Below are 12,795 nucleotides of genomic sequence, written 5' to 3' on the forward strand. Positions count from 1 at the left end.
GCGTCCTCTAAGATCATCACGATCGGACCACCGGCCGCGGACAGCTGCTTCACAACTTCCCCACCCGCATCGGGAACTTTCCGGGGAACCATCCGTACGGGTAGTCTTATTCGAACTCAACTCCCGCCCCTCAAGCGGCAGTTCGAGCAGAACGTCGCCCTGGGCATCCCCTTGCACCTCCTTGGCGGCCTCTTGCCCCGAAACCCCCTGAGGGCCGTCCGGAGTGGGCCACTATGGCGGGCGTTACGCCCTATCCCAATGCAAGGGACCCCTGATGAGATTGACCGACATATCGCTGAACTGGCTGCTTCCGGGCGCCGTGCTGCTCCTGGGCCTGGTGGCGGCGGTGGCGGTGCTCGCGCGCGGCAAGCGCTCCTCCGGGGAGAACGCGAGTGCGGACGACTCGTGGGAACGTCAGGAGGAACGCCGCAGGCGCAAGGAGGCCATCTACGGCACGGCCTCCTACGTACTGCTCTTCTGCTGTGCGGCGGTCGCGGCCGCCCTCTCCTTCCACGGCCTGGTCGGCTTCGGTGAGCAGAACCTCGGGCTGACCGACGGCTGGCAGTACCTGGTGCCCTTCGGTCTGGACGGCGCGGCGATGTTCTGCTCCGTCCTCGCGGTGCGCGAGGCCAGCCACGGTGACGCGGCCCTGGGCTCCCGGATACTCGTCTGGATGTTCGCCGCCGCGGCGGCCTGGTTCAACTGGGTGCACGCCCCCCGCGGCATCGGTCACGCGGGCGCCCCGCAGTTCTTCTCGGGCATGTCCCTGTCGGCGGCCGTGCTGTTCGACCGCGCGCTGAAGCAGACCCGCCGGGCGGCGCTGCGCGAGCAGGGCCTGGTTCCCCGCCCGCTGCCGCAGATCCGCATCGTCCGCTGGCTCAGGGCGCCGCGCGAGACCTACAGGGCGTGGTCCCTCATGCTGCTGGAGGGCGTGCGCAGCCTGGACGAGGCGGTCGAGGAGGTGCGCGACGACAAGCGGCAGAAGGACGAGGCGCGCCGGCGCCGGCGTGACCAGCAGCGGGTCGAGCGCGCCCAGCTGCGTGCGATCAGCCGGGGTCACCGCGGCTTCGGCGGACGCGGCGGCGGCCGTCAGGTGGAGGTACAGGCGGTCGAGCGCGGCTCCGCGCCGGCCACCGCGGAGCCTGCCATATCGGCGCCGGAGGCCCTGCCCGTCCGCTCTCTGCCCTCCCTTCAGCCGGCCCGCAAGGGCGCTGACGCCATCACCGTCGACCTGACCGCGGAGGACGACACGATGGCCCTGCCGCGTCTGGACTCCCTGGAGCGCAAGCTGAAGGACCTGGAGCAGCAGTTCGGCTAGCACCGGATCAGGGACCGGGGACTGGGCTCGTCTCGGGACGGGGGCGTGACCGCGCGGGTCACGCCCCCGTCCCGTCTCCGTATCGACCGCCGCCCGGCCTCAGGCGGCCTCGGCGCCGAGTTCGAACCACACCGACTTGCCCACACCGTGCGGCCGTACGCCCCAGGAGTCCGCGAGGGACTCCACCAGGACCAGCCCCCGCCCGTTGGTGTCCTCCCCCGTGTCGGGGGTGCGCGGCAGCGGTCTGCGGGCCACGAAGTCCCGCACCTCCACGCGCAGTCCGCCCGCCGAGACGACGGCGGTCAGTACGGCGTCGCGGTCGGTGTGCACCAGCGCGTTGGTGACGAGCTCGCTGGTGAGCAGTTCGGCTATGTCCGAGCGGCCCGGCCTGCCCCAGTGCCGCAGCAGTTCGCGCAGTTCCCGGCGCGCCTCGGGCACCGCCCTGAGGTCCGCCCGCCCCAGCCTGCGCCGGAGCCGCTGATGGTGCCGCTCGCGTTCGGTGATGGTGCCGGTCTCTTCCCCCGCTTGAGCCGAGGAGGCCCCGATGGTCACGGGACCGCCCCCTCGTGCCTGCCTCTTCATGACCCCCGCCCGCACGTTTCCGGCCCTGCCCCTCCTGGTCGAACACGTTCACGGGGATGCGTTCCCCCCTGCGCCCGCGGGCAGTCCTGGGGTCCGGCCGACGGCCGTGTGTTCGGCCACGGCCGCCGGCGCCTCGCGCACGGCCGGGAACACCGCCGCGATCCCGATTCACCCGGCAGGAGCGCCGTACGGTGCCCCGGGCGCCCCAGGACGGACGGAACGGGACGTGCGGCACCGGCGGACGGTGCGCCGTCAGGGGCGGTGAAAGTGGCCGGAAAGGACCGTTGTGCGGGACCGTGTCTCAGGGTCTGGGCACGTTGCGGAGGTTGGAGCGGGCCATCTGGACCATGCGGCCGACGCCGCCGTCCAGCACCATCTTCGAGGCGGACAGCGCGAACCCGGTGACCATCTCGGCGCTGATCTTCGGCGGGATGGACAGGGCGTTGGGATCGGTGACGACGTCCACCAGCGCGGGGCCCTTGTGCCGGAAGGCGTCCTTGAGCGCCCCGGCGAGCTGCTTGGGCTTCTCCACCCGCACCCCGTAGGCGCCGCAGGCGCGGGCGACGGCGGCGAAGTCGGGGTTGGTGTTGGCGGTTCCGTACGAGGGCAGGCCCGCGACCAGCATCTCCAGTTCGACCATGCTGAGCGCCGAGTTGTTGAACAGCACGACCTTCACCGGCAGGTCGTACTGCACGAGCGTGAGGAAGTCGCCCATCAGCATGGCGAACCCGCCGTCGCCGGACATGGAGACGACCTGCCGGCGCCGGTCGGTGAACTGGGCGCCGATGGCCATCGGCAGCGCGTTCGCCATCGAGCCGTGCGAGAAGGAACCGATGATCCGGCGGCGGCCGTTGGGCGAGATGTAGCGCGCGGCCCACACGTTGCACATGCCCGTGTCGACCGTGAACACGGCGTCGTCGGAGGCGACTTCGTCGAGGACTGCGGCCACGTACTCCGGGTGGACGGGGACGTGCTTGTCGACCTTGCGGGTGTAGGCCTTGACCACGCCCTCCAGCGCGTCGGCGTGCTTCTTCAGCATGCGGTCGAGGAAGCGCCGGTTCGTCTTCTCCTTCACCCGCGGGACGAGGCAGCGCAGGGTCTCGCGCACGTCGCCCCACACGGCGAGGTCGAGCCGGGAGCGCCGGCCGAGGACCTCGGGCCGCACGTCGACCTGGGCGATCTTCACGTCGTTCGGCAGGAAGGCGTTGTACGGGAAGTCGGTGCCCAGCAGGATCAGCAGGTCGCACTCGTGGGTGGCCTCGTAGGCGGCGCCGTAGCCGAGCAGCCCGCTCATGCCGACGTCGAACGGGTTGTCGTACTGGATGAACTCCTTGCCCCTGAGGGCGTGTCCGACCGGGGACTTGATCTTCTCGGCGAACCGCATCACCTCGGCGTGCGCGCCGGCCGTGCCGGCGCCGCAGAAGAGGGTGACCTTGCCGGCCGCGTCGATCATGTCGACGAGCCGGTCGAGCTCCGCGTCGCCGGGCCGGATCGTGGGCCGGGAGGTGACGAGGGCGCTCTCGGCGGCCCGTTCCGGGGCGGGTTCGTCGGCGATGTCACCGGGCATCGAGACCACGCTCACACCGCGCTGCCCGACGGCGTGCTGGATGGCGGTCTGCAGCAGCCGGGGCATCTGCTTGGAGCTGGAGATCAGCTCGCTGTAGTGGCTGCACTCCTGGAAGAGCCGGTCCGGGTGGGTCTCCTGGAAGTAGCCGAGGCCGATCTCGCTGGAGGGGATGTGCGAGGCCAGCGCGAGCACCGGGGCCATGGAACGGTGCGCGTCGTACAGGCCGTTGATGAGGTGCAGGTTGCCCGGCCCGCAGGAGCCCGCGCAGGCCGCGAGCCGGCCGGTGATCTGGGCCTCGGCGCCGGCCGCGAAGGCCGCGGTCTCCTCGTGGCGCACATGGATCCAGTCCACGTCGGAGTGGCGGCGCACCGCGTCCACGACCGGGTTGAGGCTGTCCCCCACGACGCCGTAGAGGCGGCGCACACCGGCCCGGACGAGGATGTCGACGAACTGCTCGGCGACGTTCTGTTTGGCCATGGCTGTCGTCTGCCCCTTCGGTGTCCCGGGATACGCCCTCCCGGTCCATCAAGTCACAGGGGCGGCGGTTACGCCTCCCACACGGCGGCCGCCGTACGGTCGTCGGCGTAACCCTTCACCCGCACCTGGGCGTCCGCCAGGAACGCGGCGAGGCCGGGCGGGGTGGGCCCGGACCAGCGGCGGGCGAGGTAGGCGCAGAGCGCCGGCTCGCCGCGCAGGGGTTCGGCGAGGCCGCCGGTCGCCATCACCAGGACATCACCCGGGCGGGCTACCGAAGCGCGGAAGCGGAAGGGCTCGCGGGGCGGCTCGGGGGCGGGCTCGAACGGGCTCGGCGGGACCGGGATGCCGAAGTCCATGGTGAGCCGGTCGCCCTCCGGGGTCTCGGCGGGAGCCGAGCCGAAGCCGACGACGGGCGCCCCGGTGGCGCCGCCGGACGGCACGACGGGTTCGATGTCCTGCCACTCGCCGCCGCGCAGCCGGAACAGTCCCCCTTCCCCCGCACCGAAGAACACGCGCGTACGGCAGCCGGGGTCGGCTGGCAGCAGCAGGCAGCGCAGACCGGCGGTGTACTCCTCGGGGTCCAGGCCACGGTCGGCGGCCTCGGCCCGCAGCCGGCCGAGGCCGCGCTCGGTCAGCCGCTGCAGACCGGACTTGAGTTCGCCGCGCCGGGCGGCCCGGAGGTCCTCGACGAGCCGCCCGTGACTGCGGCCGACCGCCCGGCCGATCAGCCGGCACGCCTCCGCCGCCACCCGGTGCGCGCCGGGGGCCGCCCGGACGCCGGTCGCCATGGCGACGAGCACCAGCGCCTGTTCGCCCGTGCCGAACCGCGCGGTCAGCAGCGCGTCCCGGCGCGGCTCGCCCCGGTATCGCGCCGAGTCCCCGCGCAGCGACACCGCCCGCAGGGTGCAGGTCCCGTACTGGGCCCCGTCCAGCACGGTGTCCGCCACCTGCTCGGCCAGCTCGTCCGGATCGGCGAGCGGCAGCGCGGTGGGCTCGGGGTCGTAGGTGGGCGGCCCGGAGCCGACGTGGTCGAGGACGGCGGGCGGTGAGGGGATCGCCTGGGGCGCGGTGTGCGGCCGGAGCGAGGAGGCCGTCGGGGGCGCGGGAGCCGCCGGGGGCGCGGGAGCCGCCGGGGGCGCGGGAGCGGCGTGAGCCGGGGGCCGAGGTGCCATCGGCTCGGCGGGCATGGCCGGGTCCGAGGGAGCCGCGTGGGCGGGAGCCGGGGGTGCCATCGGCTCGGCGGGCACGGGCGGGGGTGCCGCGGGCTCGGCGGGCACGGGCGGAGGTGCCACGAGCCCGGGAGGCACTGCAGGAGGTGCCGCGGGCTCGGCGGGCACGGCCAGGGACGACGAAGCCGCGTGGGCGGGAGCCGGGGGTGCCATCGGCTCGGCGGGCACGGGCGGGGGTGCCGCGGGCTCGGCGGGCACTGCGGGAGGCGCCCCAGGCTCGGGGGACGCTTCAGGAGGGTTCGCAGACTCGGGCGGCACGGCATGGGGCGCGGCGTGGGCCGGAGGCGGGGGTGCCATCGGCTCGGCGGACCCTGCAGGAGGTGCCCCAGGGTCAGGCGGCACGGCATGGGGCGCGGCGTGGGCCGGAGGCGGCGGTGCCAACGGCTCGGCGGGCACGGGCGGGGGTGTCGCGGGCTCAGGAGGCACTGCGGGAGCTGCCGCAGGCTCGGCGGGCATGGCCGGAGGTGCCGCGGGCTGGACGGGCACGGCGGGAGGTGTCGTGGGCTCGGGCGGTGTGGCGGGGGGTGCCGCGAACTCGGGTGGCACGGCCGGGGGTGCCTTAGGGGGGCCCGGGGTGCGCTGGGCCGGCACCCCGCGGTCCAGGGACGCGTGGTCGGGGAACGGGCGCCTCGCGGGCGCTGACTCGGACGGCGGCCGGTCGACCGGCGGTCGCGCGGACGGCGGCCGGTCGGGTGGCGCCTGCGCGGGCGGCCGGGTGTCGCCGGGATCCGTGGGTGAGCCGGGGCTCCCCCCCGGCCGCTCCCCCACCGCGTTCCTGGCCGAGGTGAAGCGGTCGTCCAGGGAGTCGGGGGCCGGTGTGGGCCCCGTGTCCTCTTTGGAGTCGTCGTACAGCTGTCCCCACCAGTCGTCGTCATGACGGGCGGGCCTGCCCCCCTGCTGGCTCATGCCCCTAATTGTCCACCGCACGGGCCGTATGGAAACGGGGTGCGGGGAAATTCCGGCGTCGGCGCCCGCGCTGGCACGGATCGGCGGGGTGTGGCCCGAACTGCCTTACGGAGAAAGCGTGATGGCCGCCGAGCGGTCCCACCCCCCACGGGAGGACCGCCCGGCGACGTTCCGGGGGACCGGGCAACGCCGGCCGAGTGGCCGGATCCGGCCGGATCATGCAGGGAAATCCTGGGCGGGGCTGTGCGCCGCCGGCCCGGCCGGGTGTCCGCCCGTGCTGATCACCCTGGCAGAGTGACCGCTGGTACGGCGATGATGTGCGGCGGCGGGTTTGCGCCGTGGCCGGTTCCCGCCATCAGGACTGTTCTCAGGAAAGGGGAACGCGGCTCGATGCTGGCAGCGATAGGGCTGGACGAGATCCACGAGTCGGCGTACCGGGCGCTGGTGTCCGTGGGCGCCGCCGAGGTGGCCGATCTGGCGCGGCGGCTGTCGCTGGCCGAACCGGACACCGAACGCGCGCTGCGCCGGCTGGAGGGACACGGCCTGGCCGCCCAGTCCCCCGCGCGGCCGGGCCGCTGGGTGGCGGCGCCGCCCGGGGTGGCGCTGGCCGCGCTGCTGACGCAGCGGCGGCACGAGCTGGAGAAGGCGGAGCTGACGGCGGCGCTGCTCGCCGAGGAGTACCGGGCCACGGCGGCCGAGCCGGAGGTGCACGACCAGGTGGAGGTGGTGACCGGCGCCTCGGCGGTGGCCCAGCGCTTCCTGCAGATGCAGCTCGGCGCCACCGAGGAGGTGTGCGCGCTGGTCACCGGCAACCCGATGGTGGTCTCCGGGATGGAGAACGACGCGGAGGAGCAGGCGGCCGGCCGCGGGGTCCGGTACCGGGTGGTGGTGGAGCGCGCGGTGCTGGACCTGCCGCACGGACTGACCGAGCTGACGGCGGCGCTGGGCCGCGACGAGCGGGTGCGGGTGCTGGACCGGGTGCCGACCAAGCTGGTGATCGCCGACCGGTCGCTCGCCATGGTGCCGCTGACCACCAGGACGGTGGAGCCGGCCGCGCTGGTGGTGCACGCGAGCGGACTGCTGGAGCTGCTGGCGGGCCTGTTCGACTCGGTGTGGCGTGAGGCGCTGCCGCTCCGGCTGGCCGCCTCGGGGGTGGCCGTGCAGCAGCAGGACGGGCCGGACCCCACCGACCTCGAGGTGCTGTCGCTGCTGCTGGCCGGGCTCACCGACGCGAGCGTGGCCAAACAGCTCGACCTGGGCCTGCGGACCGTGCAGCGCCGGGTGAAGCGGCTGATGGAGCTGGCCGGGGTGACGACCCGGCTGCAACTGGGCTGGCACGCCTACGAGCGGGGCTGGGTGTCCCGCGACGATTCCCCCTGACCTGCGGTTTCTTCTCGTCTCGGGCAGGCTGGGCAAATGGGAGCGTGGGAACTCCTGCTGGTCGGCGTGGTGATCGCGCTCGGTCTGTGCGGAGTGCTGGTGCCCGGGGCGCCCGGGTCCTGGCTGGTGTGGGCCGCGGTCCTGTGGTGGGCGCTGAAGGACCCGCGGCCCGTGGCCTGGGCGGTGCTGGTGGGCGCGACCGGGGTGCTGCTGCTGTCGCTGGTGGTGCGCTGGGCGCTGCCGCCGCGCCGGCTGCGGGCGAGCGGCGCCACGCCGGGCCTCGCCGGGTACGCCGGGACGGGCGCCGCCCTCGGCTTCGTGCTGCTGCCGGTGCTCGGCGCGCTGCCGGGTTTCCTCGCCGGGATCTACCTGCACGAGCGGCTGCGGCTCGGCGGGCACGGCGAGGCGGTGTCGGCGCTGCGCGCGACCATGCGGGCGGGCGGCGCCGATGTGTTCGCCGAGCTGTACGCCTGCCTGCTGATCGCGGGCGCGTGGCTGGGCGCGGTGGTGTGGGGCTGAGCGGTCAGCGGGCGAGCGCAGCGGCGACGGTGTCGGCGATCGCGCGCATGCCGGCGTCGTTGAAGTGCAGGTGGTCGCCGGGGTCGTAGCCGGGCAGGATGCGCTCGGGCCGGGCCGGGTCGCGTACGGCGGCGTCGGCGTCGGCGACGGCGTCGAAGGCGCCGCCGGTGCGGATGAAGGCGTTGACCCGCTGCCGTACGGCCTCGCCGGCCGCCGTGTACGCGCCGTACCCCGCGTACGGCGTGAGGGTGACGCCGACGACCCGGACGCCGCGGGCGTGGGCTCGGGCGACGAGGGTGCGGTACGCGGCGGCGAAGGCGGCGAGGTCGTCCGCCACGGGGGTGCCCTTGATGTCGTTGACGCCCTCCAGCACGACCATGACCCGTACCCCGGCCCGGTCCAGGGCGTCGGCGTCCAGCCGGGCCAGGGCGCTCGGCCCGGTGCCGTCGCGCAGCAGGCGGTTGCCCCCGACCCCGGCGTTGAGTACGCCGAGGCGCCCGAGCCGTTCGGCGAGCCGGTCCGGCCAGCGGCGGTTGGCGTCGGGGGTGGAGCCCTGGCCGTCGGTGAGCGAGTCGCCGAACGCGACGACGCTGTCCGCGGCGGCGCCGAGGACGTCGACGCCGGTGACGTAGTACCAGGAGCCGGTCGCCAGGGTGTAGGCGGCGCCGGTCTCGTCGGCCGCGTGGCCGGTGCCGCCGGGGGCCAGGTAGCTGGTCTGCAGGGCGGTGCGGTGGAACGTCGCGGGGCCGGAGTCGCCCGGGGTGAGGACGGTGACCAGCAGATCGGCGGCGGCCGGCACGGTCAGCGCGACGGGGTCGGTCAGCACGTCCCGGCCGGGCTGGACGGTGGCCGTCGGCGCGCCCTGGAAGGTGGCGGTGCGCAGGGTACCGGGTACGGCGTCCGGGCTCGCGGCCCGCCGCAGCGCCACCGTGACCGCGCCGAGCCTGAGGGGCGCGGTGCCGAGCCGGTTGCTGAGCCGGATGCGTACGGCGCCGCCGCCGACGCTGAGATGGACGACGTTGCGGAAGGCGGCGCCGGGCAGCGCGGCGGCGGTGCCGGACGGCGCCGCCTCCCAACTGCCCGTCCAGTGCGGCGCGGTGGTCCCTGCGACGGCCCTGGCCGTCGTACCCGGCACCATCGCGAGCAGCAGCGCCGCGAGCACCCGCCCGGCCTTGACCATGTACCGCCCGCCCTTCCCACGACCCGTCGCAGGCGACCGTGCCACAGGGCGGACGCGCGGCACCGGAGCGGCACCGGAGTCCACCCGCTCGGCGTAGAGCGGTACGCGGGGCCGTGGGCAGGGGGCCGGTTCCCGGCCGGGGCCGGCCGGCGTGGCCGCTACCGGGTCACCGGGGCGGCGCCGGGGCCGGCTCCGGGCAGGCCCTTCTCCAGGTTCAGCAGCAGGAGCTTCCGGTCGAGGCCGCCCGCGTAGCCGGTGAGGGCGCCGCCCGCGCCGACGACGCGGTGGCAGGGCCGCAGGACGAGGAGGGGGTTGGCGCCGATCGCGCCGCCGACGGCGCGGACGGCGGCGCGGGGCGCGCCGATGCGGGCGGCGATCTCGCCGTAGGTGGCGGTGGCGCCGTACGGCACGGTGTCGAGGGCGTCCCACACCCGCCGCCGGAACTCGGTGCCGTGGGCGCGCAGGGGCAGCCGGAACTCGGTCAGCTCACCGGCGAAGTAGGCGGCCAGCTGCTCCTCGGCGGCCCGGAAGGGGCCCGGGTCCTGCCGCCAGCCGGGCTCGACGGTCCGGCCGCCCTTCTGCCCGGGCACGGACAGCGAGGTGAGGGCGCCGTCCGGGCCGGCGGTGAGCAGCAGCCGTCCGAGCGGGGTGTCCAGGGCCGTCCAGTGGGTCAGGTCCGTCACGGGGTCAACTCTCCTGTGGTGCGCAGGTGCTGGATGGCGTACGACCGCCAGGGCCGCCAGGCGTCGGGGGTGTCGAGGCCGGGCGGGGCCACGTCGGGATCGCCGAGGGCGCGGACGCGGAGCGCGGCGGCCACGGCGGGGTCCATGCCGGGCAGGGCGAGCAGCGCCCTGTGGGCGTCGTCCCGGTCGGCGCCCGGGTCCAGCCGTACGGTGCCGTCGGCGAGGGCCGCGGCGAGCGCGCCGAGCGGGCCGCCCGGCTCGGCCTCGGCGAGTGCGGCGGGCTCCGGGAAGAGGTGGGTGAGGGTGCCGCAGGGCGCGTCGAGCGCCTTGCCGTACCGCCGTACCAGCCGCTCGGCGCCGGCCGGCCCGGCGAGAGCGTGTACGGCGGGCTCCAGGGGGTCGACGGCGCCGGGTGAGCGCAGGCCGGGGCGGGCGGCGACCAGCGGGGCCAGCCGGGGGTCGGCGGAGAGCCGCTCGTCGACCGCGTACGGGTCGGCGTCGAGGTCGAAGAGCCGGCGTACCCGCTGCACGGCGGTGGTCAGGTCCCGGAGGTCGGTGAGGTGCAGTCGCGCCTCCAGCCAGCCGCCCTGATGCGTGCCGCCGCCCGGTTTCGGGCCTCGGGCGCGCTCCTCGACGGCGACGATCCCGGTGCCGTGGGGCAGCCGCAGGGTGCGCCGGTAGGTGCGGGCGCCGGGGGCGCCGGTCACCTCCTCGACGCCGGGCACGGCCTCCCGGGCGAGCTGGTCGAAGACGGCGGCGGACTGGTACGGGCCGCGGTGGGCGAGCCGCAGCGGGATGCCCGCGCCCGGCGTGGCCCGGCGGGCGCCCCGGCCCCGGGGCGCGGCGGCCCGCACCCCGGTGGGCGTGGCGTCGTAGACCGCGCGGATGGTGTCGTTGAACTGGCGCACGCTGGCGAACCCGGAGGCGAACGCGATCTCGGTGATCGGCAGGTCGGTGGTCCGCAGCAGGGTCCGTGCGGTGTGCGCCCGCTGGGCGCGGGCGAGCGCCACGGGTCCGGCGCCGAGTTCGGTGGTGAGCTGGCGCTGCACCTGCCGGGCGCTGTACCCGAGCCGGGCGGCCAGTCCGGCGACGCCCTCGCGGTCCACGACGCCGTCGCCGATCAGGCGCATGGCCCGGCCGACCACGTCCGCGCGGACGTTCCACTCCGCCGATCCCGGCACGGCGTCCGGCCGGCACCGCCGGCAGGCCCGGAACCCGGACCCCTGCGCGGCGGCGGCCGTGCGGAAGAACCGCACGTTGGAGCGCTTCGGGGTGACCGCCGGGCAGCTCGGTCGGCAGTAGATGCCGGTGGTCTCGACGGCGAAGAAGAACGCCCCGTCGAACCGTCCGTCCCGGCTGCGCACCGCCTCGTACCCGCTGTCCTCGTCCATCACGTGTCCCAGTGTGACCCGCCCGGCGGCGGCGGGCTGGCGGGAATCGGACACGCAGGTACGGACGGCGCCGGCCGGGGCGGCTCGCGGCCCCGGCCGGCGGGCGGCTAGGCCCAGCGGCCGCGCTTGGCCTCCATGGCGGCCCTGCCCTGCGCCCCCTTCCGCTTCCAGTCCTTCCTGATCTCGGCGCGCAGACGGGCGTCCGTCTTGGCGACGATCCACTGGTTCTCCCGCAGCAGCTTCCGGTAGCTCTCCAGCCGCCGGACCGGGAGGTCCCCGGCGTCCACCGCTGAGCGCACCGCGCAGCCGGGCTCGCTCTCGTGCGCGCAGTCCTGGAACCGGCACCGCTCGGCCAGCTCCTCGATCTCGGCGAACACCTGCCCGACCCCGCTCTCCGCGTCGAACAGCCCGACGCCGCGCAGCCCGGGGGTGTCGATCAGCACACCGCCGGAGGGCAGCGGCAGCAGGTTGCGGGTGGTCGTGGTGTGCCGGCCCTTGCCGTCGACGTCCCGGGCGGCCTTCACGTCCATGACGTCCTCGCCGACCAGGGTGTTGGCGAGGGTGGACTTGCCGGCCCCGGACTGCCCGAGCAGCACGGTGGTGCCGCCGCCGACGAGCGCGGTGAGCACGTCGAGGCCGTCACCGTGCAGGGCGCTCACGGTGAGCACGGGCACGCCGGGCGCGGTCGTCTCGACGTCCTGGACGAGATGGGCCAGCGTCACCGGGTCCGGCACCAGGTCGGCCTTGGTGAGCACGACCACCGGCTGCGCGCCGGACTCCCAGCCCAGCGCCAGGAACCGCTCGACGCGCCCGAGGTCGAGTTCGACGGCGAGGGACACGGCGACGACGACGTGGTCGACGTTGGCCGCGAGGACCTGCCCCTCGGACCGCTTGGAGGAGGTCGACCGGACGAAGGAGGTACGGCGGGGCAGCAGCGTCCGCACGTAGCGCGGATCGCCGCCCTCCGGGTCGACGGCGGCCCAGTCCCCCGTGCACACGACCTTCATCGGGTCGCGGGGGACGACGAACTCGGTGTCGGCGCGGACGACACCGGTCGGGGTGACGACGTCGCACTGACCGCGGTCGACCCGCACGACGCGGCCGGGCAGGAGGCCCTGCTCGGCATAGGGGGCGAACTCGGCTTCCCAGCCCTCGTCCCAGCCGTAGCCGGCGAGAGGGTGCGACGAAACCGAGGAAGAGGAGTGATTCAAGGGGAACCCTTCACAAGGGCGGCCCCGGCTCCGCGCATGTGCGCGCTGTGGAAGGAGAGGTCAGCCGGAGGCCACGGAGGTGGAGTGGATGATCTTCTGGTTGCGGGCAGCACCCGTCACAGAGACAGCCATCGGTCACACCTCCCGTTCCTCGTCCGGTCGACAGCGGCGGCCAACGGCCGCCGTGCGAAGCGGTCTTCACTCTAGGGGGGCGCACACCCGGACGCCACCGGTTTATCCGCCCGCGCCCGACGGCCCCGGCGCCGGGGCGGACTCGTGGGGACGGTCCGCGGGAGTGTGCTACGGTTGACGCAGTTGCAGTTGTGGTACCCATGAATTCATGTGCGCCTGA

Annotated in this window: 10 protein-coding genes; 3 read left to right on the forward strand and 7 right to left on the reverse strand. The window is 75.0% G+C overall.

All coding sequences use genetic code 11. The features are described 5' to 3' along the window. Nucleotides 1-274 precede the first annotated feature (274 nt). Nucleotides 275-1,318: a DUF2637 domain-containing protein gene (locus ACZ7JA_RS15410; RefSeq protein WP_389302411.1), complete on the forward strand. Its 1,044-nt coding sequence runs from the start codon at nucleotides 275-277 to the stop codon at nucleotides 1,316-1,318. A gap of 99 nt (nucleotides 1,319-1,417) precedes the next feature. Here the strand turns inward: ACZ7JA_RS15410 and ACZ7JA_RS15415 are convergent, their stop codons facing one another. The 3 genes from ACZ7JA_RS15415 to ACZ7JA_RS15425 all read right to left on the reverse strand — a co-directional run bounded on the left by ACZ7JA_RS15415 (nucleotide 1,418) and on the right by ACZ7JA_RS15425 (nucleotide 5,515). Beyond that, nucleotides 1,418-1,870: an ATP-binding protein gene (locus ACZ7JA_RS15415; RefSeq protein ID WP_351665623.1), complete on the reverse strand. Its 453-nt coding sequence runs from the start codon at nucleotides 1,868-1,870 to the stop codon at nucleotides 1,418-1,420. Between the two features lie 331 nt (nucleotides 1,871-2,201). Next, nucleotides 2,202-3,944, reverse strand: a complete 1,743-nt coding sequence (locus ACZ7JA_RS15420; RefSeq protein WP_351665625.1) for a pyruvate dehydrogenase — start codon at nucleotides 3,942-3,944, stop codon at nucleotides 2,202-2,204. Between the two features lie 68 nt (nucleotides 3,945-4,012). Further along, nucleotides 4,013-5,515 carry a protein phosphatase 2C domain-containing protein gene (locus ACZ7JA_RS15425; protein ID WP_470808671.1) on the reverse strand — a complete coding sequence of 501 codons (1,503 nt, stop codon included), beginning with the start codon at nucleotides 5,513-5,515 and terminating at the stop codon, nucleotides 4,013-4,015. Between the two features lie 954 nt (nucleotides 5,516-6,469). Between ACZ7JA_RS15425 and ACZ7JA_RS15430 the strand changes: the two genes are divergently transcribed. Then, nucleotides 6,470-7,459, forward strand: coding sequence for a helix-turn-helix domain-containing protein (locus ACZ7JA_RS15430; protein WP_470808673.1), 990 nt, complete (start codon nucleotides 6,470-6,472; stop codon nucleotides 7,457-7,459). 36 nt (nucleotides 7,460-7,495) lie between these two features. Continuing rightward, a complete protein-coding gene (locus ACZ7JA_RS15435; RefSeq protein WP_351665629.1) occupies nucleotides 7,496-7,978 on the forward strand; it encodes a DUF456 domain-containing protein in 483 nt (160 codons plus the stop codon). Nucleotides 7,979-7,982: 4 nt separating this feature from the next. On the opposite strand, the gene ACZ7JA_RS15440 is transcribed toward ACZ7JA_RS15435, so the two are convergent. The 4 genes from ACZ7JA_RS15440 to rsgA form a co-directional block, all read right to left on the reverse strand. Further along, nucleotides 7,983-9,158 carry a GDSL-type esterase/lipase family protein gene (locus tag ACZ7JA_RS15440; RefSeq protein ID WP_470808675.1) on the reverse strand — a complete coding sequence of 392 codons (1,176 nt, stop codon included), beginning with the start codon at nucleotides 9,156-9,158 and terminating at the stop codon, nucleotides 7,983-7,985. A 158-nt stretch (nucleotides 9,159-9,316) separates the two neighbouring features. Beyond that, nucleotides 9,317-9,841 (reverse strand): methylated-DNA--[protein]-cysteine S-methyltransferase, encoded by a 525-nt coding sequence (locus ACZ7JA_RS15445; RefSeq protein ID WP_351665633.1) that lies wholly within the window; start codon nucleotides 9,839-9,841, stop codon nucleotides 9,317-9,319. Beyond that, on the reverse strand, nucleotides 9,838-11,232 hold the full coding sequence (locus ACZ7JA_RS15450; RefSeq protein ID WP_351665802.1) for a bifunctional transcriptional activator/DNA repair enzyme AdaA: 1,395 nt from the start codon (nucleotides 11,230-11,232) through the stop codon (nucleotides 9,838-9,840). Before ACZ7JA_RS15450 ends, ACZ7JA_RS15445 begins: the two co-directional genes overlap by 4 nt. 107 nt (nucleotides 11,233-11,339) lie before the next feature. After that, nucleotides 11,340-12,443, reverse strand: a complete 1,104-nt coding sequence (gene rsgA, locus ACZ7JA_RS15455; protein WP_470808678.1) for a ribosome small subunit-dependent GTPase A — start codon at nucleotides 12,441-12,443, stop codon at nucleotides 11,340-11,342. Nucleotides 12,444-12,795: the final 352 nt, after the last annotated feature.

This window comes from Streptomyces sp. NPDC038135 (assembly GCF_055601245.1).

Bases quoted from the DNA above. Each gene is read 5' to 3' on its own strand.
- ACZ7JA_RS15410 (WP_389302411.1), top strand. From the start codon at position 275: ATGAGATTGACCGACATATCGCTGAACTGGCTGCTTCCGGGCGCCGTG.
- ACZ7JA_RS15420 (WP_351665625.1), bottom strand. From the start codon at position 3,944: ATGGCCAAACAGAACGTCGCCGAGCAGTTCGTCGACATCCTCGTCCGG.
- ACZ7JA_RS15430 (WP_470808673.1), top strand. From the start codon at position 6,470: ATGCTGGCAGCGATAGGGCTGGACGAGATCCACGAGTCGGCGTACCGG.
- ACZ7JA_RS15435 (WP_351665629.1), top strand. From the start codon at position 7,496: ATGGGAGCGTGGGAACTCCTGCTGGTCGGCGTGGTGATCGCGCTCGGT.
- ACZ7JA_RS15440 (WP_470808675.1), bottom strand. From the start codon at position 9,158: ATGGTCAAGGCCGGGCGGGTGCTCGCGGCGCTGCTGCTCGCGATGGTG.
- ACZ7JA_RS15450 (WP_351665802.1), bottom strand. From the start codon at position 11,232: ATGGACGAGGACAGCGGGTACGAGGCGGTGCGCAGCCGGGACGGACGG.